Annotated in this window: 24 protein-coding genes and 1 tRNA gene; 10 read left to right on the forward strand and 15 right to left on the reverse strand. The window is 67.0% G+C overall.

Annotated features, from left to right (window positions below):
* Window positions 1–70: 70 nt before the first annotated feature.
* From E2E27_RS02570 to E2E27_RS02595, 6 genes are all read left to right on the forward strand, one after another.
* Entirely contained in the window at window positions 71–313 is a 243-nt protein-coding gene (locus E2E27_RS02570; protein ID WP_141457542.1) for a hypothetical protein, read from the forward strand.
* Between the two features lie 24 nt (window positions 314–337).
* On the forward strand, window positions 338–793 hold the full coding sequence (locus E2E27_RS02575) for a nucleoside deaminase (RefSeq protein WP_234036159.1): 456 nt from the start codon (window positions 338–340) through the stop codon (window positions 791–793).
* 190 nt (window positions 794–983) lie between these two features.
* A complete protein-coding gene (locus E2E27_RS02580; protein ID WP_141457543.1) occupies window positions 984–2,003 on the forward strand; it encodes a LacI family DNA-binding transcriptional regulator in 1,020 nt (339 codons plus the stop codon).
* Window positions 2,004–2,093: 90 nt separating this feature from the next.
* Window positions 2,094–2,726 carry an RpiB/LacA/LacB family sugar-phosphate isomerase gene (locus E2E27_RS02585; RefSeq protein ID WP_141457544.1) on the forward strand — a complete coding sequence of 211 codons (633 nt, stop codon included), beginning with the start codon at window positions 2,094–2,096 and terminating at the stop codon, window positions 2,724–2,726.
* A 13-nt stretch (window positions 2,727–2,739) separates the two neighbouring features.
* Window positions 2,740–3,495, forward strand: a complete 756-nt coding sequence (gene kduD / locus E2E27_RS02590; protein ID WP_141457545.1) for a 2-dehydro-3-deoxy-D-gluconate 5-dehydrogenase KduD — start codon at window positions 2,740–2,742, stop codon at window positions 3,493–3,495.
* A 9-nt stretch (window positions 3,496–3,504) separates the two neighbouring features.
* Window positions 3,505–4,524 carry a sugar kinase gene (locus E2E27_RS02595; protein WP_141457546.1) on the forward strand — a complete coding sequence of 340 codons (1,020 nt, stop codon included), beginning with the start codon at window positions 3,505–3,507 and terminating at the stop codon, window positions 4,522–4,524.
* Here E2E27_RS02595 and E2E27_RS02600 read toward each other — a convergent pair whose 3' ends face one another.
* The 14 genes from E2E27_RS02600 to E2E27_RS02665 all read right to left on the reverse strand — a co-directional run bounded on the left by E2E27_RS02600 (window position 4,525) and on the right by E2E27_RS02665 (window position 16,420).
* Window positions 4,525–5,235, reverse strand: a complete 711-nt coding sequence (locus tag E2E27_RS02600) for a ribonuclease T2 family protein (RefSeq protein ID WP_141457547.1) — start codon at window positions 5,233–5,235, stop codon at window positions 4,525–4,527. It abuts the gene before it with no gap.
* Window positions 5,235–5,672: a hypothetical protein gene (locus E2E27_RS02605; protein ID WP_141457548.1), complete on the reverse strand. Its 438-nt coding sequence runs from the start codon at window positions 5,670–5,672 to the stop codon at window positions 5,235–5,237. Before E2E27_RS02605 ends, E2E27_RS02600 begins: the two co-directional genes overlap by 1 nt.
* Before the next feature lie 52 nt (window positions 5,673–5,724).
* Window positions 5,725–6,138, reverse strand: coding sequence for a hypothetical protein (locus tag E2E27_RS02610; protein ID WP_141457549.1), 414 nt, complete (start codon window positions 6,136–6,138; stop codon window positions 5,725–5,727).
* Window positions 6,135–7,007 (reverse strand): carboxylating nicotinate-nucleotide diphosphorylase, encoded by an 873-nt coding sequence (nadC, locus tag E2E27_RS02615; protein ID WP_141457550.1) that lies wholly within the window; start codon window positions 7,005–7,007, stop codon window positions 6,135–6,137. Before nadC ends, E2E27_RS02610 begins: the two co-directional genes overlap by 4 nt.
* Before the next feature lie 102 nt (window positions 7,008–7,109).
* The gene (locus E2E27_RS02620; protein ID WP_141457551.1) at window positions 7,110–7,916 is read right to left on the reverse strand and encodes a LytR/AlgR family response regulator transcription factor; all 807 of its coding nucleotides are present in this window, start codon (window positions 7,914–7,916) and stop codon (window positions 7,110–7,112) included.
* Entirely contained in the window at window positions 7,913–9,139 is a 1,227-nt protein-coding gene (locus E2E27_RS02625) for a sensor histidine kinase (RefSeq protein ID WP_141457552.1), read from the reverse strand. The genes E2E27_RS02620 and E2E27_RS02625 overlap by 4 nt, the downstream gene beginning before the upstream one ends.
* An 86-nt stretch (window positions 9,140–9,225) precedes the next feature.
* A complete protein-coding gene (locus E2E27_RS02630; RefSeq protein ID WP_234036160.1) occupies window positions 9,226–10,224 on the reverse strand; it encodes a M48 family metalloprotease in 999 nt (332 codons plus the stop codon).
* Window positions 10,224–10,928: a DsbA family protein gene (locus E2E27_RS02635; protein ID WP_141457554.1), complete on the reverse strand. Its 705-nt coding sequence runs from the start codon at window positions 10,926–10,928 to the stop codon at window positions 10,224–10,226. The genes E2E27_RS02630 and E2E27_RS02635 overlap by 1 nt, the downstream gene beginning before the upstream one ends.
* A 40-nt stretch (window positions 10,929–10,968) precedes the next feature.
* Window positions 10,969–12,336, reverse strand: a complete 1,368-nt coding sequence (locus E2E27_RS02640; RefSeq protein WP_141457555.1) for a M48 family metalloprotease — start codon at window positions 12,334–12,336, stop codon at window positions 10,969–10,971.
* Between the two features lie 86 nt (window positions 12,337–12,422).
* Entirely contained in the window at window positions 12,423–14,144 is a 1,722-nt protein-coding gene (locus tag E2E27_RS02645; RefSeq protein ID WP_141457556.1) for a PAS domain-containing protein, read from the reverse strand.
* A gap of 110 nt (window positions 14,145–14,254) precedes the next feature.
* The gene (locus tag E2E27_RS02650) at window positions 14,255–14,692 is read right to left on the reverse strand and encodes a DUF2141 domain-containing protein (RefSeq protein ID WP_141457557.1); all 438 of its coding nucleotides are present in this window, start codon (window positions 14,690–14,692) and stop codon (window positions 14,255–14,257) included.
* Window positions 14,689–15,468, reverse strand: a complete 780-nt coding sequence (locus E2E27_RS02655) for a sterol desaturase family protein (protein ID WP_141457558.1) — start codon at window positions 15,466–15,468, stop codon at window positions 14,689–14,691. The genes E2E27_RS02650 and E2E27_RS02655 overlap by 4 nt, the downstream gene beginning before the upstream one ends.
* Before the next feature lie 45 nt (window positions 15,469–15,513).
* The gene (locus E2E27_RS02660) at window positions 15,514–16,008 is read right to left on the reverse strand and encodes an MmcB family DNA repair protein (RefSeq protein WP_141457559.1); all 495 of its coding nucleotides are present in this window, start codon (window positions 16,006–16,008) and stop codon (window positions 15,514–15,516) included.
* A gap of 31 nt (window positions 16,009–16,039) precedes the next feature.
* Complete coding sequence (locus tag E2E27_RS02665; protein WP_141457560.1) at window positions 16,040–16,420, reverse strand: hypothetical protein; 381 nt, start codon at window positions 16,418–16,420, stop codon at window positions 16,040–16,042.
* Window positions 16,421–16,567: 147 nt separating this feature from the next.
* On the opposite strand from E2E27_RS02665, the gene E2E27_RS02670 reads away from it, so the two are divergent.
* A tRNA-Arg gene (locus E2E27_RS02670) sits at window positions 16,568–16,644 on the forward strand.
* A 399-nt stretch (window positions 16,645–17,043) separates the two neighbouring features.
* Here the strand turns inward: E2E27_RS02670 and manD are convergent.
* Window positions 17,044–18,252, reverse strand: coding sequence for a D-mannonate dehydratase ManD (gene manD / locus E2E27_RS02675; RefSeq protein WP_141457561.1), 1,209 nt, complete (start codon window positions 18,250–18,252; stop codon window positions 17,044–17,046).
* Window positions 18,253–18,488: 236 nt separating this feature from the next.
* On the opposite strand from manD, the gene E2E27_RS02680 reads away from it, so the two are divergent.
* The 3 genes from E2E27_RS02680 to E2E27_RS02690 are packed head-to-tail and all read left to right on the forward strand — an operon-like array spanning window position 18,489 to window position 22,094.
* Window positions 18,489–19,274: a FadR/GntR family transcriptional regulator gene (locus E2E27_RS02680; RefSeq protein WP_141457562.1), complete on the forward strand. Its 786-nt coding sequence runs from the start codon at window positions 18,489–18,491 to the stop codon at window positions 19,272–19,274.
* Between the two features lies 1 nt (window position 19,275).
* On the forward strand, window positions 19,276–20,697 hold the full coding sequence (uxaC, locus tag E2E27_RS02685; RefSeq protein ID WP_141457563.1) for a glucuronate isomerase: 1,422 nt from the start codon (window positions 19,276–19,278) through the stop codon (window positions 20,695–20,697).
* A complete protein-coding gene (locus E2E27_RS02690; RefSeq protein ID WP_141457564.1) occupies window positions 20,694–22,094 on the forward strand; it encodes a mannitol dehydrogenase family protein in 1,401 nt (466 codons plus the stop codon). The genes uxaC and E2E27_RS02690 overlap by 4 nt, the downstream gene beginning before the upstream one ends.
* The last annotated feature ends 19 nt before the right edge of the window (window positions 22,095–22,113 follow it).

Genomic DNA, 22,113 nt, shown 5'->3' on the forward strand with positions numbered 1-22,113 from the left:
CACCGGTCGCCTCTCCCCCCCAGATCGCGAGGGGGTTCGACCCTGCTTGCGTGCAAACAGGAGAACGAACATGAAGCGTATCATCGCCAGCACTCTCGCCGCAACCTTTGCACTCGGCCTCGCCGCGTGCGATGTCGACCAGACCAAGGAAGGCGACATGCCCGAAGTGAATGTCGAGGGCGGCGAACTTCCCGAATATGATGTGGAAACCGCCGATGTCGATGTCGGCACCAAGGAGACGACCGTCACGGTTCCCGATGTCGATGTCACCATGCCCGATGCCGAAGGCACGCCGGCGACCGGCGAAGAATAAGCCTGCCTTTCAGGGGCGCGCCGCATGAGCGAGGCGGGATTCCGCAGCTTCATGGGGCGCGCCCTTGCGCTGGCCCGCACCGCTGCCGCTGCCGGCGAGGTGCCGATCGGAGCCGTGATCGTGAAGGACGGCGCGATCATCGCCGAGGCGCATAATGCGCCGCGCACCGATCACGATCCCACCGCCCATGCCGAAATTCTCGCGATTCGCCGCGCAGCACAGGCGCTGGGCGACGAGCGCCTGACGGGCTGCGACCTGTGGGTGACGCTGGAGCCCTGCGCGATGTGCGCGGGCGCCATCTCTCACGCCAGAATCGCCAGACTCTATTACGCCGCCAGCGATCCCAAGGGCGGCGCGGTGGAGCATGGCGCGCGGGTGTTCGACCAGCCGCAGACCCTCCATCGCCCCGAGATCTATGCCGGCCTCGGCGAAGACGAGGCGGCCGAGTTGCTGCGCGGCTTCTTCCGCGAGCGGCGCTGAGGCCAATTACCCTGTCGTTCCCCCGCCCGCGCGCACGCCGCGCGATGGGGCTTGGCGAAGCCGGGCACCGGTGTCAAAAGCGTTCCGCGTGCTGCCGGGCACCCTTGCGGGCCGGGTGCGCGTGATGCTTTTGCGGTTTTCATCCTTTTTCCGGACTCCGCAGCACAGGGGAAGGCCAGCAGACCGATCCATGCCCAGTTCCGCCAAGACCCCGACGATCAACGATGTCGCCCGCCTCGCCGGGGTGTCGAAAAAAACCGTCAGCCGCGTCATCAACCGCTCCGCGCTGCTCAGCGACGAGACCCGCAGCCGGGTCGAGACGGTGATCGCGGAGCTTGGCTATGTCCCCAACCCGCAGGCGCGGGCGCTGGCTTTGCGCCGCAATTTCCTGCTCGGGCTGATCCACGACAACCCCAACGCCCAGACCGTGCTGAACTTCCAGGAAGGCGTGATGGGCGCGATCCGCGACACCGAATTCGCGCTGGCGGTGCGCCCGGTGGATCGCCATTCGCCGACGATGATGGACGACATCCGCCGTTTTCTCGAACAGCAGCGGCTCTATGGCGTGCTGATCCTCCCGCCGATTTCGGAGAATGATGCGCTGGCGCAGCTGTGCCGCGAGATGGGCTGCGGCTACGTCCGCATGGGCTCGGCGATGCTGGACGACGGCGATCACATGGTCGCCTCGAACGACCGCGAGATGGTGGTGCAGGCGGTCGATCATCTCGTCGAACTCGGCCACCGCCGGATCGCGCTGATCGAGGGGCCGACCGGCTTCCGCTCGGCGCTGGAGCGGCGCGAGGGGTTTCTCGCGGCGATGGCGGCGCATGGCCTGCCGGTGCCCGCATCCGCGCGGGCGCAGGGCACCTATCGCTTCGAATCCGGGCTGGTCGCGGCGGGCACCCTGCTCGACGCCGCCGAGCGGCCCACCGCGATCTTCGCAAGCAACGACGAAATGGCCTCGGGCGCGTTCCATGCTGCACGCCAGCGCGATTTGCGGGTGCCGTATGACCTGTCGATCATCGGCTTCGACGATTCGCCGATCGCCGCGCATATCTGGCCGCCGATGACGACGGTCTGCTGGCCGGTGCGCGAAATGGGCCGCGCCGCCGCGCTGAAGCTGATCGCCCCCGGCACGCCCGACGCGCAGGAATCGCGCTTCCTCGCCCGGTTGGTGAAGCGCCAGTCGGTCGCCCCGCCGCGCGGCTGACACGGCCACAACCGAAAAGCAGGTTGATAGCCACCCCGGTTTGGGGCTACACCCCTCCATGACACCGGTTTCCGCAGACAGGATACAGCCATGAAAATCGCGCTCATCACCGAAAACAGCCAGGCCGCCAAGAACCCGATCATCCACGACGCGCTGACCGCCGTGGCCGAGCCGCTGGGGCATCAGGTGTTCAACTATGGCATGTATTCGGCCGAGGACGCTGCCTCGCTCACCTATGTGATGAACGGGCTGCTGACGGGCATTCTGCTCAACTCCAAGGCCGCCGATTTCGTGGTCACCGGCTGCGGCACGGGCATGGGCTCGATGCTCGCCTGCAATGCCATGCCGGGGGTGTTCTGTGGGCTGGTGATCGACCCGACCGACGCCTTCCTGTTCAGCCAGATCAACGCGGGCAACGCGATTTCCATGCCCTATGCCAAGGGCTTCGGCTGGGCGGCGGAACTGAACCTGCAGGATTGCTACGCCAAGCTGTTCGAGGGCGAGCCGGGCGCGGGCTATCCGAAGGAGCGCGCGGCGATCATGGCGACCAATCGCGGCAAGCTCGCCGATCTCAAGGCGGCAAGCTGCCACGACATGCTGAGCGTGCTCCAGAACGTCGATCAGGAGCTGCTGCGCGCGGCGATCGCGGGCGAAAAGTTCGCGGAATATTTCTACCCCAACTGCCAGGACGACAGCATCGCCGCCTATCTGAAGGCGCTGTAAGGGAGCGGCTGACATGGCGATATCCTTCGACCTCACCGGCAAGCGCGCGCTGGTGACCGGGGCCAATACCGGGATCGGGCAGGCGATCGCGGTCGCGCTGGCCGAGGCCGGGGCCGACGTGGCGCTGGCCGGCCGCAGCGCGCCGGACGAGACGCTCGCCCTGATCGCAGCGACGGGGCGCTTGGGCGTAGACCTGCGCGCCGACCTTTCGACCATCGCGCCGGTGGCGGGGCTGGTGGACGAGGCGGTGGACGCGCTGGGCGGGCTCGATATCCTCGTCAACAATGCCGGGATCATTCGTCGGGGCGACCTCGCCGACTTCACGGAAGGTGATTGGGACGCGGTGGTCGATACCAACCTGAAGACGCTGTTCTTCCTCAGCCAGGCAGCGGCCAAGGTGATGATGCGCCAGGGATCGGGCAAGATCGTCAACATCGCCTCGCTGCTGAGCTTTCAGGGCGGGATCCGCGTGCCGAGCTATGCCGCGGCCAAATCCGGCGTGGCCGGGCTGACCAGGGCGATGGCGAACGAACTTGCGCCCAAGGGGGTGCAGGTCAACGCCATCGCGCCGGGCTACATCGCCACCAACAACACCGCCGCCTTGCAGGCCGACGAGGTGCGCAACCGCCAGATCCTCGAACGCATCCCGACCGGACGCTGGGGCAGCCCCGAGGATATTGCCGGGGCGGCGGTGTTCCTCGCGAGCGGGGCTTCGGACTATGTCACCGGCCACATCCTCGCGGTCGACGGCGGCTGGCTCGCGCGGTAAATCGGCCACATGACCGTCACCTGTTTCGGCGAAGTCCTGCTGCGCCTCTCGCCGCCGGGCCGGCAATTGCTGGTGCAGGCGCAGAGCCTCGACATGGTGGTGGGCGGGGCGGAGGCGAATGTCGCTGCGGCGCTGGCGAGCCTCGGGCACGCGGTGCACTTTGCCGGGGTGCTGCCCGACAATCCGCTGGGCGAGCGGGCGCTTGCGGCGCTGCGCGGGGCGGGCATCAGCGTGCAGCACATCGCCCGCGCGCAGGGGCGCATGGGGCTCTATTTCCTCGAAGCGGGAGCGGGCGCGCGCGCCTCGGCGATCACCTATGATCGCGCCGGAAGCGCCTTTGCCACCGCCGCGCCCGAGGCGATCGACTTCGCGGGCGCGCTGGCGGGTGCGCGGCTGCTCCATTGCGGCGGGATCACGCCAGCGCTCGGGCCGCAAGGCGTCGCGCTGGCGCGCGCGGCGCAGGACGCGGCCAAGGGGGCGGGCGTAGCGATCTGCTTCGACGGCAATTACCGCGCGCAGCTCTGGGCCGCGTGGGACAGCGACCCGGCGGCCACCTTGCGCGATCTGGTCGCCGATGCGACGATCCTGATCGGCAACCACCGCGACATTTCGCTGCTCCTGGGCCGCGACTTTTCGGGCGAGGGCGCGGAGCGGCGGCGCGAGGCGGCGGAGGCAGCCTTCGAGGCCTTCCCGAACCTCGAACTGATCGCCTCGACCGCACGGCATATCGTCACCAGCGACCACCACCGCATCGCCGCGCGGGTCGACAGCCGCGCTGGGCACCATCAGACAGACGAGATCGACGTCACTGGCATCGTCGACCGGATCGGCACCGGAGACGCCTTTGCCGCCGGTGTGCTCGACGGCTGGCTTGCCGGAAACGACGGAGCGGGCGCGGGGCTGGAAGCGATGGCACAGCGCGGGCTCGCGCTCGCCGCGTTGAAGCACAGCATCGCGGGCGACATGTGCCCGGTCACCCGCGCGATGCTGGGCAGCTTCAGCGCGGGCGCGAGCGATGTGCGGCGCTGATCACAGCCCCCGCCAGATCCTCGCGGGCGCAGTATCCTTGGCTCCCCGGCGTGACGGCGCGCAGGGTGCGGGGCGGAAGGTCTTGGAATAGCACAGGCGGATTTCCTCCAGCCAGCCGCGTTCGTTGAGCTTCACGCCGATCGCGTCCTCGCGCCAGCCGGGGTTGGCATCGACCAGCGCGGCGCGGATGCGGCCGGCGGTGAGTCCTTCCTCGCGGCTGATGCGGTCGTAATCGGGCAGGCGCAGCCCGCCAAAGAGGATGCGGATGACCTTCAGATATTGCGCGGGCCGCTGCACCATGCAGCTGCCGTGCTTGGCCCATTGGCGCGCGACCAGCCGCTCGGACGGCATCAGGCACATCGCGCCGCGCACCTCGGCGGGGGTGAGCGCCGCCTTCGCCTCGCACCATTGCGGCCAGCTCCGCCCGCCCTCGGGCCACAGCCCGTGGACCACCAGCCCGAACCGCCCGCTGCGCCCGCCGCACTGGAAGGCGTGGGAGCGATCCTCGGCGCGGCGCTTGCAGAACTCGGGGCTCCAGCTGAGCGCCATGGTGTAGCCGGTGACGGGCATGGTACGGCGCGGGGCGTCGGGCGTGACGGCGGGCACCCGCGACACCTGCGGCGTGCGGCACTGGTAGGCCTGCGCATGGAGCGCGGCAGGTAGCGCGAGCGCCACCACAGCACCCGCCAGATGGCCCCAGCCCGATCGCATCAGTCGAATGTCGAGGGGTCCATGCCCCGTGGCCCGTGCTCGAACCAGGCATTGGCATCGGGCCGGAACAGGAACCATAGCGCGGCAAGTTGCATCACGGCGGTAACGAAAGTGATCGCCGCCTGCACGAATGGCACATCGAACAACGCCAGCGGAACGCTGAGCAGGCCGATGAGGGTCAGCACGACCAGAATCCACTTCGCAACCGTGCTGGCTCGGCGGGAGACAAAAAACCACAGCAGGAGAGAGATGCCGAAACCGATCACGACGGAACCGATCAGGAAACCCGGGCCCGACATGCCGAGTTCAGTCATCCCCGGGTCGGCTTCGATCTGAGCCATGGTGGTGTCGTAGGACAAGACGGTGTTCACAATACCGAGCGCGAGCGAGCCGAGAATGATCTGCTCAAATCTGATGATCGAGGCAGGCCGCATCATGATCCCCTTCCGAATGCGCGTTGCGTCAAGCTAACATGCCGGAAAGCCGAGTCTATTCGAAAATCGTCGGGACATCCTCACCCGCCGGCTGACGCGCGAACCAGCGCGCGGCCTGCGGGGTCAGCAAGCTTGCCATCGCCACTGCGACCAGCAGCGCGCCGGTCAGCGCGGAGGGGTCGAGAAAGGCGAGCCGCAGCGCCCCGAATCCGAGCACCAGCCAGCGGGCGAAGGGCGCAGCGAAGAGGTAGATCCACACCAGCGGGATCAGGGCGATGGTGAATTCTGCCGACAGCGCGACGATCGTCGCGTCGTGGCTCCACGCGATCCAGGGAAGGTGGAGGGCATAGACAGCCTCGGCGAGCGGCAGTTCGGTCAGCCCGCGCACCAGCCGCACGAGCGCTGCGGCGAGGAAGGCAGCAGCGAACACCCGGATCGCCAGCGGACGCGCCCCCCGGATCAGCTTCATGCCGGCTTGAAATCCAGCCCGATATCGGCGGCGGGCGCGCTCTGGGTGAGGCGCCCGACCGAGATGTAGTCCACGCCGCTTGCGGCCTTCGCGGCGATGGTGTCGAGGTTGACGCCGCCGCTCGCCTCGGTCGGGACGCGCCCTGCGACCAGCGCGACGGCTTCGGCCAGCGTGGCCGGGTCCATATTGTCGAGCAGCAGGTGATGCGCGCCTGCCGCCAGCGCGGGTTCGATCTGGTCGAGCCGGTCGACCTCGCAGATGATCTTTTCGACGCCCGCATCGCGCGCGCGGGCGACCGCTTCACCGACGCTGCCTGCGACCGCGACGTGGTTGTCCTTGATCATCGCCGCGTCCCACAGCCCCATGCGATGGTTCTGCGCGCCGCCCATGCGGGTGGCGTATTTCTCGAGGAACCTGAGGCCCGGGATGGTCTTGCGGGTGTCGAGCAGGGTGCAGGCGGGGTTGCCACCCGGCCCGCGCATCGCGGTGACATAGGCCTGCGTCATCGTGGCAATGCCGGAGAGGTGCTGCACGATATTGAGCGCAGAACGCTCGGCGGTGAGCAGCGCGCGGGCCTTGCCCTTGATCCGCATCAGGTCGGTGCCCGCAGGCACCTTGTCGCCATCGCGGGCGAGCGCTGCGATGGTGCAGTCCGGATCAAGCACGCGGAAAAACGCCTCTGCCAGCGGCAGGCCCGCAACGACGATCGCGTCGCGGCTGTCCATCACCCCGGTGAAGCGCGCGTCCGCAGGAATCACGCTCTCCGAGGTCACATCGCGCCCGCCGCCGGGAAGGCCCTCGCCCAGATCCTCCGCCAGGGTTTCGCGGATGAATTTGGCGAGGTCGAAGCCGGCTAGCTCGAATGTCATTTTAACTCCCGTTCGTGCTGAGCCTGTCGAAGCACTGCCTTTCTTCTGATCCGGCAGCAAAAGTAAAGGACGGCCCTTCGACAAGCTCAGGGCGAACGGAACTTAGTGCACAAATCTGGCGACCACGTCCCTGTAGCTGCGGCTCACCTTCACCTCTGCGCCGCTGTCCAGCACCAGAAAGCATTCGCCATTGGTGTGGGGCTTCACCTGCCGCACCAGATCGAGGTTGACGATGGTCGAGCGGTGAACGCGCTGGAACTTCCTCGGGTCGAGGCGGCGTTCGAGATCCTTCATCGTCTCGCGCAGCACCAGCGAATTGTCGCCGGTGGAGATGATCATGTAATCGCCCGCCGCCTCGATATGCTCGATCGTGTCGACCTCGACGCGGAAGATCTGACCCCGGTCCTTGACGTTGATGAGCTTTTCGAACCGGTCGGCACTGTCTGCCGTGGGGGCGGCGGTGTCGACGAAGTCCGCCGCGCGTTCGGGCGCGATTTCAGCCAGCACGTCGAGCAGCTGCCCGGCATCCTCGGCCGATTTCTTCTCGGCAAGGCGCTGGCGCACGCGCTCGATGGTGTCGGCGAGCTTCTGTTCGTCGACCGGCTTCATCAGGTAGTTGACGGCGTTCGCTTCGAAGGCGCGGATCGCGTGTTCTTCATAGGCAGTGACGAAGACGAACAGCGGCGGTTCGATCTCCATCACGCCCTTGACCACGGAAAAGCCGTCGAAGCCGGGCATCTGAATGTCGAGGAACACCAGATCGGGCTTCTCGGTCTTGATCTTGCGGATCGCCTCACGCCCGTTAGCGCAGGTGTCGATGATCTCGACATCCTCGAAGGCTTGCAGCCGCAGTTGCAGGCCCTGAATGGCGAGCTTCTCGTCGTCGACTAGGATGGTTCTGATGGTCATGCGGGGGTTCCGATTGCTTTGGGGGGGGGATTGAGGGGGATGATGTTGTCGCCCCCGACCACACCGGCAGGGGAAGCCGGCGGGACGGGTTCGGCTGCATCACCCCGGGTGAAGGGGATTTCGATCAGCACGGTGAAGCCGCCCCCAGCTTCCGAACGGGTTTCGAACAGGTGATTGTCGCCATAGGCCTGCGCCAGACGGTTGCGGATATTGGCCAGCCCGACGCCGGTGGAGACCGGACGACCCGGCACCGGCGGCTTGCGCATCTCCTCGGGATCGCGCGCGAGGAAGCGTTGCATGTCCTCCACGCCCGGCCCGGTATCCTCGACCGTCAGCCGCAGACGATCGCCGATCACCCGCGCGGTCAGCGCGATGCGCGCACCTTCTTCCTGCGGACTGACGGCATATTTGATCGCGTTTTCGACCAGCGGTTGCAGCAGCATCGCGGGCAGCTGCGCGCCCATCGCCGCGTCGTCGATCTCGAAATGGGTGCGCAGCCGCTCCTCGAACCGCATCCGCTCGATATCGAGATAGAGCTGCAGCGTCTCGATCTCCTGCGCGAGGCTGACCTGGCTGCCGGGCTCGGCGATCAGCGTGTGGCGCAGGAAGCCCGAAAGGCGCGTGAGCATCGCGTTGGCGGGCTCGGTCTGCTTCAATAGCACCAGCGTACTGATGGAATTCAGTGTGTTGAACAGGAAGTGCGGGTTGAGCTGATAGCGCAGCATCGCCAGCTGCGCGGCGGTGGCCTGCGCTTCCAGCCGCTCCAGCCGGTCGGCCTGTTCTTCCACGGTGAGGAAGAAATTGATCGCGTAATAGAGCGCGCTCCACCCGCCGAGCAGCGTCAGCGGCAGGTAAAGCAGGCCGATAAGGCGCTGGGCGAAGGTCGTATCGCGGCTGCCGCCGTAATAGACTCCCTGCACCCACGCATCGATCGAGGCGTGCAGCACCACGGCAAAGAACAGCACGATCGCGGTCAGCCCCCAGGTCACCAGCGGCTGCTGCTGGATGAGTTTGCGGTAGATCACCGACAGGATCAGGCTGATCGAAAAGCCGGTGATGGTGGTGACGAGGATCAGCGCCAGCAGATCGAAGGACTGCTGGTTCGCCAGCGCCGAGACGGCGCGCAACAGGAAAGCCGCACCCCAGCCCGCCAGCTGGAGGTTCCAGAACGCCCGGTTCTTGCTCGCGAAGAACGGCGCCGCCTGGATCTGGAGCACTGCCATAATGGGCCCGGTCTAACTCATTTCGTCGCAATGGGCACTTCTATTTGGTCGCGCCGCCGTGAGTGCGCCACCGCTCGGCGCAGCGGTCAGCGGCGCCCGGTGCGCGCGGCGCTTTCCGCGGGGTTGATTTCGCGGCGGAACTGCTGGGCCCAGTCGGCCTGCCCCTCGGCGGTGAGCCATGCCCTGACCGCAGGCAATTCGGCGGCCATCGCCTCGGCGCGCTCGTCCCAGCCTTCGTGGGTGCGGCGCAGCTTGAGCCCGGCATCATGCGCCGATCCCCAGCGGGTCATGAAGGTCACCGCCGCCGCCGGGTCGTAACCGGCATTGGCGAGCAGCCAGGGCACCAGCCGGTCGGCCTCGCGCTCGATCCGGCGGACATTGCGCGCGCTTCGCCCGTTGCGGTCGAGCCATGCGTCGTGGCCCAGCACGTTGTGCGCCAGCTCATGCGCGACCAGCGCGGCGAAGACCTCTTCCTCGGGATAGTCGAAGGCCGGAAAGCCCATGCCGATCACCACCCGCGACCCGTCGGCGACCGCCTTGCGGCCCTCGCCCATCAGTTCGAAGCGGGTGGCGCAGACCGGCACCGGCTGCACCCGCGCCTCGGCCCCGTCGGCAAAGCCGATGGTGATGCCGCCATGCTCGGTCAGCATCGCCTCGACATGGTCATGCGCCTTGACCAGCCGCTGCCAGTCCATCGCGCTGCCGGCGGGCCAGTGATTGGGATCGAAGCGTTCGAGCCGCACGATCTCGCGGTTGCGGGTGAAGACACCGGCGCGCGCGGCGGGCGAACCGCGCGCGGCGGTCTGCACCGCGAAATCGCGCGTCAGCCCCAGCGCGGCGCGGGCGATGGCGGGCACGCCGTAGCTTGCCATGTCCTGCAATTGCAGCCCGATGCCGGGCACCACGCGCGGGCAATAGGGGGCGTTGGCGGCGGCGAGCTGCCAGCCCACGTCCTGCAGGCGCTGGTCGGCATCCTGATAGCGCCCGATCGCCGCACGCTCGGCGGCGTAGTCGATCGGTTGCGCCGTGACAGGCGCGCCCGCGCCCGTCAACGCCAGCAATGCGGCCAGCACCAGCCGGTGCATCAGCCCGCCTCTGACGCCTTGGCGAGCGCGGCCTTGAGCTTTTCGTAGCCGACCGCGCCGCCGAAAGGGGTCTTCCCCGCGACCCAGGCCGGGGTACCGTTGAAGCCCAGCGCGCGGGCGAAATCGAGGTTGCGGGCGATCTCGGTGGTGACCGCCTGCGAGGCGGCATCCCGCTCGGCCTGCGCCATATCGAGCCCGGCCGCCTTGGCCGCCGCCGCCACATCACCGCTGGCGAACATCGCATCGTGAAAGGCGCGGTACTTGCCCTGCATCGCCGCCGCCAGCGCCATGCGCGAGGAGACGTCGCTGCCTTCGAAGATCGGCCATTCGCGGATCACGACCTTCAGATCGGGGTCTTCGGCGATCAGCCGGTCCACGTCCTTGAGGCTCGCCTCGCAATAGGGGCAATTGTAGTCGGTGAATTCGACCAGCACCTTGCTGCCGTTCGGATTGCCGAGCACCGCGCCGGGGAAGGGATCGAACACCGCGCTGCCCATCTGCGCCAGCCGCTTGGCCGATTCCTGCGCTTCGTAGGCTTCGGCCATCTGCGGCAGCATATCGGGATTGGCGAGCAGGAAGGCGCGGGTGCGGTTGTCGGCGAGGCCCGAATAAGACCACGCCGCCGCGCCGAGAAAGCCGAACACCAGCGCAAGGAGCGCAGTCAGCAGCGTGTTGCCGAGAGTCGAGGGTCGATCGGATGACATGGGTTGTTCCGTAAATGATGGCAGAGCGCGCGAGGCAGTCCTAGCGCCGGTCGCGCGCCCGTTCCAGTTCGGCACGCGCTTCCAGCGCCACGTCCTGCGCGCGGATCCAGTCGGGCGAGCCATAGGGCAGATAGGCCTCCGCCGCCTGCGCATTGGCGAGCGCCTGCGGATATTGCCGGTTCATCACCTGCACCTCCGCGCTCGCCAGCCGCGCACGCGGAATATCGCCGCGCGCCTCGTAGACCACGCCCAGCTGATACCAAGCGAAGGGGTTGTAGCGATCGCGCTGCACCGAGGCGCGCAGCACCTGTTCGGCCTCGGCGAAATGGCTCTTGTCCTCGGTCGCGATCAGTGCGTGGCCGAGCATCCCGGCGATCAGCGGATGGGCGCGGGTGAGATCGGTCGCGCGGCGCAGCGGGGCGAGCGCTTCCTCGGGGCGGCCGGATTCGAGCAGCACCTGGCCCTTCAGTTCGAGAAACCACGGGTTTTCGGGCTCGGCGGCGAGCAGCGCGTCGGCCTCGGCCAGCGCCAGTTCGACCCGCGCGTCCTTGTGATAGGCATAGGCGCGGGCATAGCGCGCGGGAACGCTGGTATCCGTGGGCGGATAGGCGGCGAGCGTACGGCGCGGCTCGGCAAGGTAGCCGAACAGCTTGGCCTTGGCGCGCACGAAGCGTTGCTGCAACTCGGGGTCGGGCGGGTTGTCCCACGCCGGGTCCCTGTCGAGCAAGCCGCGCAGCACCTGGATGCGGTCGCCCGTCAGCGGGTGAGTGCGCGAATAGGCCGCCTCGTCCGCCTGGCTGTAACCGGCGCGGATTTCATTGCCGCGCAGCCGCTCGAAAAAGGCGATCATGCCCTTGCCTGTGATCCCCGCGCCCGAAAGATAGCGCACGCCCGCCAGATCGGTTGCGGCTTCCTGATCGCGGTTGAAGCTGAGGAAGCTGCCCATCGCGGCCTGTTGCCCGGCGGCGATGATCCCCATCGCGCCCTCGCCCGCTCCGGCCAGCGCCGCGCCGACGCCCAGCAGCAGCGACAGGATCGAGATGCCGTTGGCGGCCTTGCTGCGCTCGTTGAAGCGCACAACGTGGCCTGCGGTGATGTGCCCGAGCTCGTGCGCCAGCACGCCCTGCACCTCGTTGGCGGTCTCTGCGGCGGAGATCAGGCCGGTGTGAACATAGATCGCCTGCCCGCCCGCGACGAAGGCGTTGATCGAGCCATCATTGATCAGCACCAGCTCGACATTGCCGGGCTCCAGCTCGCTCGCCTCGATCAGCGGGGCGGCGAGGTCCTTGAGCAGCTCCTCGGTCTCGGCATCGCGCAGGATCGATTGCGCCGCCGCAGGCCGGGCGGCGAGGATCAGGCTCGCCAGCAGCGCAAGGCAGAAGGCGACAAGGTTGGAGCGACCGCGCATGGCGGCCACCCTACCGGAACTGCGCCTGAACGCAAAGTGAAGCGGGGCGGGAGGTCCGCTCGCACGCCAGCGCGACAGGATACCTCTTATCCGAACAGCTTGCGCGCCGCGCGTTCGATCAGGGCGATGTCCTCGGGGACTTCGGCGAGGATTTCCGCGCAGCCGATCTCGTCGCGGCGCACCAGCACCAGCGCAAATTCCGGCCCTGCGCCGTCGAGCTCCTCGAGCGTGATCGCCTCCAGCGCGCGCAGCTGCTGGGCCAGCGCCTCGCGCACGGCGGCGGCATCTTCCACCGGCTTGCCCTGTTCCTCGCGGCGCAGACGGCGTTCGGCCTTGACCACGGCCTTCACCCCGCCCTCGACCTCGGCGAGGAAGCCCGCAAGGCTCCCGCGCTTCATCCGCAGGCGGTGCGCGTGGCTGAGCACGGCGGCATACTCGGTGAGGCGCGTCTTGTCGTAATCCGGCCCGAACACCAGCTTGACCACCGGGGTCATCGGCGCGCGTTCCTGCACGGTCAGCCCGGCATCGGCGATCAGTTCGGCGTAATCCTCGGGCGATTCTTTCGCCGCGAGCGAGAAGTCATAGGCATGGCTCACCGCAGCATAGAGCGCGGCGCGGCTGCGGTCTTCGGTACTGTCGGCTGCACGGGCAAGTTCGCGCGCCGCGGCGAGGAAATCGTAAAGACCGGCATCCTCCGCCAGGTCGGCGACGGCGAAGGCGGGCTCGGCCTGCGCTTCCTCGACCGGCTCGACCATCTCGATTTCGGTTTCGATGTCCGCTTCAACCTCGACGTGCGTTTCGGCTTCGACTCCGACATCGACGTCGGCCATCACCTCGGGCTCGGGCGCGACTTCGGCGTCCTCGCCCGTCAGCGCCTGAAAATCGTATCCGGCAAGATCGATCGCCTTCTTGAGCGGCGCCTCGATATAATCGGCAAGGCTGGCGAAGCTGTATCCGGCGAGGTCGCCCTCGCCTTCGTCCTCGTCATACTCCTCGTCGTCATCGAGATTGAACTGGCTGAAATCGGGCAGCAAGCCGTCATCGTCCAGCGCGCCTGGATCACTGCCGAATTCGTCGGCGTAATCATCGGCATCGCCTTCCGGCAGCACCTCATCGGCTTCATGCGCGGGCGAATCGGCCCAGTCGGTCACGGGATCGGCGGTGCGGCGCACCGGCTCGTCCTCGACCTCGAGCTCGGCGCCCAGTTCGAGCGCCTCGTCGATTTCGAGCAGTAGCGCGTCGGCGGTCAGCTGGTCGGCGACTTCCTTCCAGTTGATCACGCCGTAAATGAAGTCGATCGTCTCGTCGTCGCTGGAATAGGGCAGCAGGATCCCGCGATAGAGGATCGCGACCCCGGCGTGATTGACGAATTCCGCCTCGAACCCGATCGGCGCCTGATTGGCGAGGATCTGCATGTAATGGTCGGTGATGCGGCTCAACAGCGAGCGCGGCGGCACGTCCGACAGGCGCGAGATGCTGACCTCGGCCGAGCATTCGCGCGCCAGCTTTTCGCCGAGATAGCGCACGCCCGGATTTTCGATCCCGTAGGAGAAATCGAGCAGCACCGAATGCGGCCCGAAATCGGGGAGGTTCCCCGGTTCGAGGTCCTCGATATTGGGGAACATGCGGTCGCCCAGCAGGCTCGCCCAGTGGTTGTAGGCGCGCACCTGCATGCGCCGCTCGTCCTGCCCGATGGCAGACGGCGGAACTTCGCGCACGGAACCCGCCGCCACGCTGTCATCCTCGGATGCGTCCCAGACCCGGTCCGGCGTGGAGTCGGAGTCAAAGGTGCCGCGCAGAGTGTCCATGGCTGTTATACGCCCCTTCGTGAACCTGTTTCGAGAGGTTCTGGCGTGGTGTGGTAAACATCACGTTAAAGGGGGGTGTCGGCGTTTGATGACGCTGATGCGCGCCCTTCCTACAGAAAATATCTCATCTTGATACTGAGGCGGTTCATGCTGTCGCCGATCGCCGTGACCGCGTCCTTGAACTTCGGCGGCGCCATGTTGACCGGCGCGTCGCGCGAAAAGCCGTAGCCTTCCTTGGGCATCATCCCCATAGCGCGGTCGGCCTTGCCGTTGTCGTTCTCGTCATGGAGCAGCGCGATCGCGTAATTGCCGGGCTTGACCCCGGTGAAGCGGATTTCGAGCTTCTGCGCGGCGGGCACCACCACGCGGTAGGCATTGGGGTCCTTGATGCATTTGGGGAAGATATCGGCCCGCGTCGTCATGCAGGCGCGCACCACACCCTTGGTCGAGCGGATATCGGTGACGGTGATGACAACGTCTCCCGCCTGCACAGGCACAGCCGCCAGCGTGGTGGCGGTGGCCGCCACGCCAAGCGCCGCAGCCTTCATCCCGCGCGCGCCGCCGGAGCGCCGTGACCGGCCTCGGCCACGATCCGCCGCGACAAGCCTCTGTCCGTCCCGCACAGCCGGTCCCACAGCCGGAAATAGAGCCCGAAATTGCATCTGTATTCCTCGTGATGCCGTTCGTGATGACTGGCGGTTATCAGCCAGTTTCCCAACGGCGAGTGAACGAGCCAACGCGGGAACATCTCCCACCCCATGTGATTCGTGACGCCCATCACCGTCGCCACGGTCAGCACCACGCCCAGCATGGCGACGTGGATCGGCACCAGGAACACCAGCACCGGGATCACGACCGCGCCCGTTACCGCCTCCACCGGATGAAAGCTCATCGCCGTCCAAGCAGTCGGCGGGCGGCTGTCGTGGTGGACGGCATGGGCGATCCGGAACCATTTGGGCCGGTGCATCCAGCGGTGGCTCCAGTAGAAGCAGGTATCCTGCACGAAGAGGTAGATCAGCACGCTCAGCGGGTGATACCACAGCGGCAGCGCGCCCCAGTCGGCGGTCATCTGCGTCCAGCCATGGTGGTTCCAGCCCCACAGCACGATCCCCGCAGGCGCGCCGTAGATCCCGGCCGAGAGCAGCGACCAGCGCACCTCGCGCCGGATCTGCGCGGACTTTCCGTCGTAGAGGCCGGGCCGCGCCCGCCCGGTCAGCCACGCAAACAGCCCGCTGGTCAGCGCATAGCGCAGCGCCACGATCAGCGTGACGGCACAGCTCACGATCAGCAGCGCAAGCGGAACGGGGGTATCGGCGGGCAGCATCGCGGGCCAGCTATGCCGCAAATCGTCGCCGCGCGACAGGGCAATCTATGCGGGCGAATCGAGTGTGGTGCACAGCGGATCGACCAGCGCCATGTGCCGCCGCAGCGCAGTTCTGGCGAGATGCTCCACCTGCGTCTTGCGCCGTGCCGCGGCCAGCGGATCGAGCGCGGCGGGGCGCAGGATTTCGGCATCGTAGCCATCGGCCACGATCACGCCGCAGGTTTCCGGGCGATAGGCCGCGCTCTCCAGCGGCGCGCGGTCGAGCCCCGGCGGCAGGCCCCAGTAGAACCGGTCGCAATAGTCGAGATAATCCGGCCACTTGGCATCGCCCAGCAGATCTGCGCGGGCGACCTTGATCTCGACGATCACGATCAGCCCCTTGGCGTCGATCCCCATCAGATCGGCGCGGCGGCCGTTCTTCAGCGGCACTTCCGACAGGCACCAGATGTCATTCCGCGCAAACAGCCGCCCGATCCCGCGCGCGACATCGCTCGCGGTGAGGATCGGCGAATCGGAGGGAGCAAGCGGCGCGGACGACATGGCGCAGCGTTGGAACGAAAGTGGAACGCCGTCAAGCCTGCGGGGCGAGCACGCCGATCATCGCCGCGCGGGCCGCGTGATATTCGCGCCACAGCACCAGCGCCGGCGCCGCCGTGTCCTGCCCGCGCCGCACCAGCGTACCGAGCGCGGCCAGCCCGGTGTCGAGCATCGCCGCGCAATCGGCCACGGTCTGCTCCACCAGCGCGCGCTGCCAGGGTGCCGCCCGCGCGATCACCGCGCCAAGCTCCCCGCCGATCTCGACCGGTTCGGGCGCAAGCCGGGCGAGCATCGCCACCGCCGCCGCCTGCCCGTGCAGGCTCACAAGCGCCTCGGCCAGAGCCTCGGGCGCTGGCGCGGCGCCGGGCGCCGGAGCGGCCTGCGGGAGAATCGTATCGGGCGGAAGCGTTGCCATGCACCGAGCCTAGGCGGGCATCCTTGCCGAGAGGTTAAACCCCGCCCCCCGCGCCCTGCGAGCCCCTCCGCACAATTGTGTGGCATAGCGCCCCGCCTCTTGCTAAGCGCCGCGCCGCACGCAAGAATGCCGCACACAACGGTACCGGCACCCGTAGCTCAGCTGGATAGAGCGCTGCCCTCCGAAGGCAGAGGTCACAGGTTCGAATCCTGTCGGGTGCGCCAGTGTTTCAATGGCTTGGGCTTCGAGTCCATCTGTGTCACCGGAGAAGCCGGAGCCGGAGCGGGCTGGGACGTGCCGAGCGATTGCTTTTCCATTCTTCACGCTCTTCGGGATGACAGTGAGCTCGGCATCAATGCGGCCTTGCACCCGTTTGCGGTCAACAGAACCAGCGCCGCCAACGCAGTGGCCGCTTTGTCGGAACCGGACGCGCGATGGAATGGGCCCGGCCGATCGCCTCCGGGCCGGAGACCGTCACGGATTGACAAACCGAACGGCACAGAGCGCGCCCTGATCGCAGACGGGCGTGTCGAGCGTATCGCCGCCATAGCCGAGCTACCGGCCTTCGCCGCGCCGTCTCGGTTCGATCATCGCCTCGCCGGCAAGGACGATCCGCAAGGCGTCTACCAACTCCACAACGTCCCGTCATCCAGCCGGGCGACCGGCAGGTAGGCGGGCTTGTAGGGGTATTTGGCGGCCAGTGCTTCGTCGATGTCGACCCCGTGGCCGGGGGTCTCCCCGCAATACATCATCCCCGCCTCGAAGCGGTAATCATGCGGGAAGACCGCATCGGTTTCTGCGGTGTGGCGCATATATTCCTGAATGCCGAAATTGGGCACCCAGGTATCGAAATGCAGCGCGCAGCCCATGGTGACAGGCGACAGGTCGGTCGCCCCGTGGCAGCCGGTGCGCACCTGATAGAGGCTGGCGAGATCAGCAATCCGGCGCAGGTGCGTGAGCCCCCCGGCCCCCACCACCGTCGTCCGGATATAGTCGATCAACTGGTTCTGGATCAGGTCCTTGCAATCCCAGATGGTGTTGAAGATTTCCCCGACAGCCAGCGGTGTAACCGTGTGCTGGCGCACCAGCCTGAACGCCTCCTGGTTTTCCGCCGGGGTGCAATCCTCCAGCCAGAACAGCTGATAGGGTTCGAGCATCTTGCCGAGATTTGCAGCCTCCTGCGGGGTGTAGCGGTGATGCCCGTCGTGCAGCAGGTGGTGGTCGAAACCGTAGGTCTTGCGCAGTTCCTCGAACAACTTCGGAACGTAGTTGAGTGCCTTCCTCGTATCCCAGCCGGTTTCGGACGGCAGGCTGGCATCGGCCGGTTCGTAATAGAGCTTGTCGCGGCCAACGCCGTAGGCAGCCTTGATCCCGGGAACGCCGGTCTGGGCCCGGATCGCCTTGTAGCCCATGTCGATATAGTGCCCCACCGCCTCGACCGTCTCGGCGATGTCCGCGCCATTGGCATGACCATAGACCATCACCGCGTCACGGCTGCGCCCGCCGAGCAATTGGTAGAGCGGCATCCCCGCCATCTTGGCCTTGATGTCCCACAGCGCCATGTCGACCGCCGCGATCGCCCGCATCGTCACCGGCCCGCGCCGCCAGTATGCGCCCTTGTAGAGATACTGCCAGATATCCTCGATCGCCTGCGGGTCCTTGCCGATCAGGCAGGGGACGACATGATCTTCCAGATAGGACACCACGGAAAGCTCGCGCCCGTTCAGCGTCGCATCGCCAATGCCGTAAACGCCTTGATCGGTGACGATCTTGAGCGTCACGAAATTGCGTCCCGGGCAGGTCACGATCACCTTGGCCGCTGCTATTTTCATCGGGTGCCCCTTTGCCTCATGTGGCGTCCTGCCGGCAGGATAGAGACCTCGTCCCCGAATTCAATGAAATTGGTATGACCTATTTTTCATCCAATTTCCGCGAGGGCGCTTTACACAGGATTGGATCGTGGCGAGTAAAGACCGAATATGCTTGTTTATGTGGTACGCGACATGGCACAAAGCTCTTGAACAGACTGGGCCCGAATTGGTCAGGCCTATCTATGGAGCATGTGCGCATGGCGCGACCAAGGAAGTCTCCCGCCATCCCGGTCGAAAGCGCCCGGCCAGAGCGCCTCTATCAGAAGCTGGCGCGCGAGCTGTTCGACGATCTCGGGGCAGGTCGGTATGCGGTCGGCGATCGCTTGCCCGCAGAGCGAGAGCTGGCAGCCCAGTACAACATCTCGCGCCCGGCCGTGCGCGAAGCGATGATCGCGCTCGAAGTGCAGGGCCTGATCGAGGTGCGGATCGGTTCGGGTGCCTATGTCCGCGCCCTGCCGGGCAAGGCCGATGCCCCCGGTTTCGATGTCACCGCCTTCGAGTTGATGGAGGCGCGTCTGCTGGTGGAAGGTGAGGCTGCTGCCTTGGCGGCGGTGCATATCGCCGACGACGAACTGGCCGAACTGGAACGACTGGTGGACAGGATCGAGGACGAAAACAGGCTGCCGGGTGTCACCACCAACGCCGACTACGCCTTTCACATGCTGATCGCCACCGCCACCCGCAACGCCGTCATTCGCAGCCAGGTCGAAGAAATGTGGCGCCTGCGCTCCACCTCACCCAATTGTGCGCTGCTGCTGGAAAAGGCGCGCACTGCCAATGTCCAGCCGGTGGTGGAAGAACACCGCGCGGTGCTGCTTGCCTTGCGTGATCGCGACCCCGCCGCCGCGCGTGCAGCGATGCGGCACCACATGTCATCGGTGATCGATCACCTGCTTTTCGCCACGGAAGAAGACGCGGTCGAGGCGGCGCGCCGGGATGCCGCGTCGACACGCGCACGTTATGCACGGGCGGCAAGCCTCTAGCATGACCGGCCGCCCGCTCCTGCTTCATCCCGATCGCCTGCTGCCCGCAGACCGCGAGGTCCGCGCCATTGCCCGTGGCCTCTACGAACACGTCCGTGACCTGCCGATCATCAGTCCGCATGGCCACACCGATCCGGCATGGTTCGCGACCGACGCGCCGTTCGAGAACGCCTCCGCGCTCCTGCTGCAACCCGACCACTACGTCTTCCGGATGCTCTACAGTCAGGGCATCCCGCTGGAGGCGCTGGGGATCGCGTTGCAGGACGGCAGCCGCGCTCCTGCGGTTGATCCGCGCGAGGCGTGGCGGATCTTCGCTGCCAATTACCATCTCTTCCGCGGTACACCGTCACGCATGTGGCTCGACTGGGTGTTTGCCGAAGCGTTCGGGCTGGACGTGCAGCTGAGCGCCGCGAGCGCCGATCACTACTACGACCACATCACCGCCGCCCTCGCCACCCCTGCCTTCCGCCCGCGCGCATTGTTCGAGCGCTACGGCATCGAAGTGCTCACCACCACCGAAAGCCCGCTCGACAGCCTCGAACATCATCAGGCGATCGCCGCCTCGGGCTGGCATGGGCGCGTGCTGACCGCCTATCGCCCCGACCCGGTGATCGACCCCGAGTTCGAGGGGTTCCGCGACAATCTCGCCGCCTTCGCCGCGCTGACCGCAGAAGACACATTCACTTGGTCCGGATACCTCGCCGCCCATCGCAAGCGCCGCGCCTTTTTCGCCGCGAACGGCGCGACCTCGACCGATCACGGGCATCCGACCGCGCTCACCGCCGACCTTGCCCCGCACGAGGCCGAGGCGCTGTTTGCGCGGGTGATCCGCAAGGATGTCTCGCCAGCCGATGCAGAACTGTTCCGCGCCCAGATGCTCACCGAGATGGCCGGGATGAGCGCCGAGGACGGCCTCGTCATGCAGATCCATCCGGGCGCTTTCCGCAACCACAACCCGGCGATCTTCGCGCGGTTCGGACGCGACAAGGGCGCGGACATGCCGATGCGTACCGACTACGTCCACGCGCTGCGCCCGCTGCTGACCAAGCACGGCAACAACCCCGCGCTGACGATCATCGTTTTCACGCTGGACGAGAGCGTCTACGCCCGCGAACTGGCACCGCTGGCGGGGCACTACCCGGCGCTGAAGCTGGGGCCGGCCTGGTGGTTCCACGACAGCCCCGAAGGCATGCGCCGCTTCCGCCACGCGACGACCGAGACGGCAGGCTTCTACAACACGGTCGGCTTCAATGACGACACCCGCGCCTTCCTCTCGATCCCCGCACGTCACGATGTCGCACGACGGATCGACTGCGGATTTCTGGCTGAGCTCGTCGCCGAGCACCGGATGGAGGATTGGGAGGCGGCCGAGCTGGCGCAAGACCTCACCTACAACCTCGCCAAGGCAGCGTACCGGCTGTGAGGCTGTCGCCAGCGACGCTCGGTAGGCTGGCGGCTGAGGTCGTTCGCCCGGCTTACGACTGGCAAACGCAGCGCGCCGGGATCGTCCATTTCGGCATCGGCGCTTTCGCCCGCGCGCATCTGGCCGCCTATACCGATGCGACGATGGCGGCCGGCGACCGCGACTGGCGGATCACCGGAGTCTCGCTGCGGTCGGGCGATGTCGCCGCGCAGCTGAACCCGCAAGCTGGGCTCTACACTCTTACCGCACGTTCGGGCGAAGCGTCCCGCACGAGGCTGATCGGGTCGGTGGGCCGGGTGATCGTCGCGCCGCAAGACCCGCAAGCGGTGATCGCCGCCGTCGCGCATCCCGACACCTGCATTGTCAGCTTGACCGTGACCGAAAAGGGCTATGTCCGCGCGGCCGATGGGTCGCTCGATTGCGGCAACACCGCCCTGGCGGCGGACCTTGAAGGCGAAGGCTCGCCGCGCACCATTTATGGCTTTCTTGCCGCAGGCCTCGCGCGGCGGCGGGCGGCGGGCTTGCCGGGCCTCACCTTGCTCTCGTGCGACAACCTTGCCGACAACGGCTGCCAGCTCGCCGCGTTGATGACCGCCTATCTCGATCGCACCGACCCGGCGCTGAGCGATTGGTTCGCACGCGAGTGCCGCTGCCCCTCGACCATGGTCGACCGGATCGTGCCGGCCATGACCGACGCTGACCGCAGCTGGGTGGCGGGCCATATCGGCATGGCTGATGCGGGCGCGATCCTTACCGAAGCTTTTACCCAGTGGGTGATCGAGGATGACTTCGCCGGCCCGCGCCCGCGCTGGGAGGCGGTGGGCGTGCAGTTCGTCCCGGACGTCCGCGCCCATGAAGCGGCCAAGCTGCGGATGCTCAACGGCGCGCATTCGGCGCTCGCCTATCTCGGGCTCGAGCGCGGACATGACTTCGTGCATCAGGCGGTGGCCGACCCGGCGATCCGGCCTTTGATCGAGCAGATCATGCGTGAAGAGGCCGCCGCCACGCTCGATCCCGCCAGCGGGATCGACACCGCCACCTATGCAGACCGGCTGCTCGAACGCTTCGCCAACAGCGCCCTCTCGCATCGCCTGCTCCAGATCGCGATGGACGGGACGCAGAAGATCCCGCAGCGCTGGCTGGAGCCGCTGGCGATCAACCAGGCGGCGGGCCGCATGTGTCCGGCAACGCTCGAAGCGCTCGCCGCTTGGTGCCGCCATGTCAGAGGGGATGTACGCAGCGTCGATGATCCGCAGGCAGCAACGCTTGCCGCGTTGTGGCAGACTCATGGCCCGGAAGGGATGGCATCGGCGCTGTTTGGCGAAGGGGGCCAGTTCGCCGCCACATGGAAAGCATCGCCCGGCGCGCTCGCAGCGCTAAGCCAGCGCCTCGCCTGAGCCCCTCGGCGATCCGGAT

Source organism: Porphyrobacter sp. YT40 (assembly GCF_006542605.1).
Lineage (GTDB): Bacteria > Pseudomonadota > Alphaproteobacteria > Sphingomonadales > Sphingomonadaceae > Erythrobacter.

Bases quoted from the DNA above. Each gene is read 5' to 3' on its own strand.
- E2E27_RS02570 (WP_141457542.1), top strand. From the start codon at position 71: ATGAAGCGTATCATCGCCAGCACTCTCGCCGCAACCTTTGCACTCGGC.
- E2E27_RS02575 (WP_234036159.1), top strand. From the start codon at position 338: ATGAGCGAGGCGGGATTCCGCAGCTTCATGGGGCGCGCCCTTGCGCTG.
- E2E27_RS02580 (WP_141457543.1), top strand. From the start codon at position 984: ATGCCCAGTTCCGCCAAGACCCCGACGATCAACGATGTCGCCCGCCTC.
- E2E27_RS02585 (WP_141457544.1), top strand. From the start codon at position 2,094: ATGAAAATCGCGCTCATCACCGAAAACAGCCAGGCCGCCAAGAACCCG.
- kduD (WP_141457545.1), top strand. From the start codon at position 2,740: ATGGCGATATCCTTCGACCTCACCGGCAAGCGCGCGCTGGTGACCGGG.
- E2E27_RS02595 (WP_141457546.1), top strand. From the start codon at position 3,505: ATGACCGTCACCTGTTTCGGCGAAGTCCTGCTGCGCCTCTCGCCGCCG.
- E2E27_RS02600 (WP_141457547.1), bottom strand. From the start codon at position 5,235: ATGCGATCGGGCTGGGGCCATCTGGCGGGTGCTGTGGTGGCGCTCGCG.
- E2E27_RS02605 (WP_141457548.1), bottom strand. From the start codon at position 5,672: ATGATGCGGCCTGCCTCGATCATCAGATTTGAGCAGATCATTCTCGGC.
- E2E27_RS02610 (WP_141457549.1), bottom strand. From the start codon at position 6,138: ATGAAGCTGATCCGGGGGGCGCGTCCGCTGGCGATCCGGGTGTTCGCT.
- nadC (WP_141457550.1), bottom strand. From the start codon at position 7,007: ATGACATTCGAGCTAGCCGGCTTCGACCTCGCCAAATTCATCCGCGAA.
- E2E27_RS02620 (WP_141457551.1), bottom strand. From the start codon at position 7,916: ATGACCATCAGAACCATCCTAGTCGACGACGAGAAGCTCGCCATTCAG.
- E2E27_RS02625 (WP_141457552.1), bottom strand. From the start codon at position 9,139: ATGGCAGTGCTCCAGATCCAGGCGGCGCCGTTCTTCGCGAGCAAGAAC.
- E2E27_RS02630 (WP_234036160.1), bottom strand. From the start codon at position 10,224: ATGCACCGGCTGGTGCTGGCCGCATTGCTGGCGTTGACGGGCGCGGGC.
- E2E27_RS02635 (WP_141457554.1), bottom strand. From the start codon at position 10,928: ATGTCATCCGATCGACCCTCGACTCTCGGCAACACGCTGCTGACTGCG.
- E2E27_RS02640 (WP_141457555.1), bottom strand. From the start codon at position 12,336: ATGCGCGGTCGCTCCAACCTTGTCGCCTTCTGCCTTGCGCTGCTGGCG.
- E2E27_RS02645 (WP_141457556.1), bottom strand. From the start codon at position 14,144: ATGGACACTCTGCGCGGCACCTTTGACTCCGACTCCACGCCGGACCGG.
- E2E27_RS02650 (WP_141457557.1), bottom strand. From the start codon at position 14,692: ATGAAGGCTGCGGCGCTTGGCGTGGCGGCCACCGCCACCACGCTGGCG.
- E2E27_RS02655 (WP_141457558.1), bottom strand. From the start codon at position 15,468: ATGCTGCCCGCCGATACCCCCGTTCCGCTTGCGCTGCTGATCGTGAGC.
- E2E27_RS02660 (WP_141457559.1), bottom strand. From the start codon at position 16,008: ATGTCGTCCGCGCCGCTTGCTCCCTCCGATTCGCCGATCCTCACCGCG.
- E2E27_RS02665 (WP_141457560.1), bottom strand. From the start codon at position 16,420: ATGGCAACGCTTCCGCCCGATACGATTCTCCCGCAGGCCGCTCCGGCG.
- manD (WP_141457561.1), bottom strand. From the start codon at position 18,252: ATGAAAATAGCAGCGGCCAAGGTGATCGTGACCTGCCCGGGACGCAAT.
- E2E27_RS02680 (WP_141457562.1), top strand. From the start codon at position 18,489: ATGGCGCGACCAAGGAAGTCTCCCGCCATCCCGGTCGAAAGCGCCCGG.
- uxaC (WP_141457563.1), top strand. From the start codon at position 19,276: ATGACCGGCCGCCCGCTCCTGCTTCATCCCGATCGCCTGCTGCCCGCA.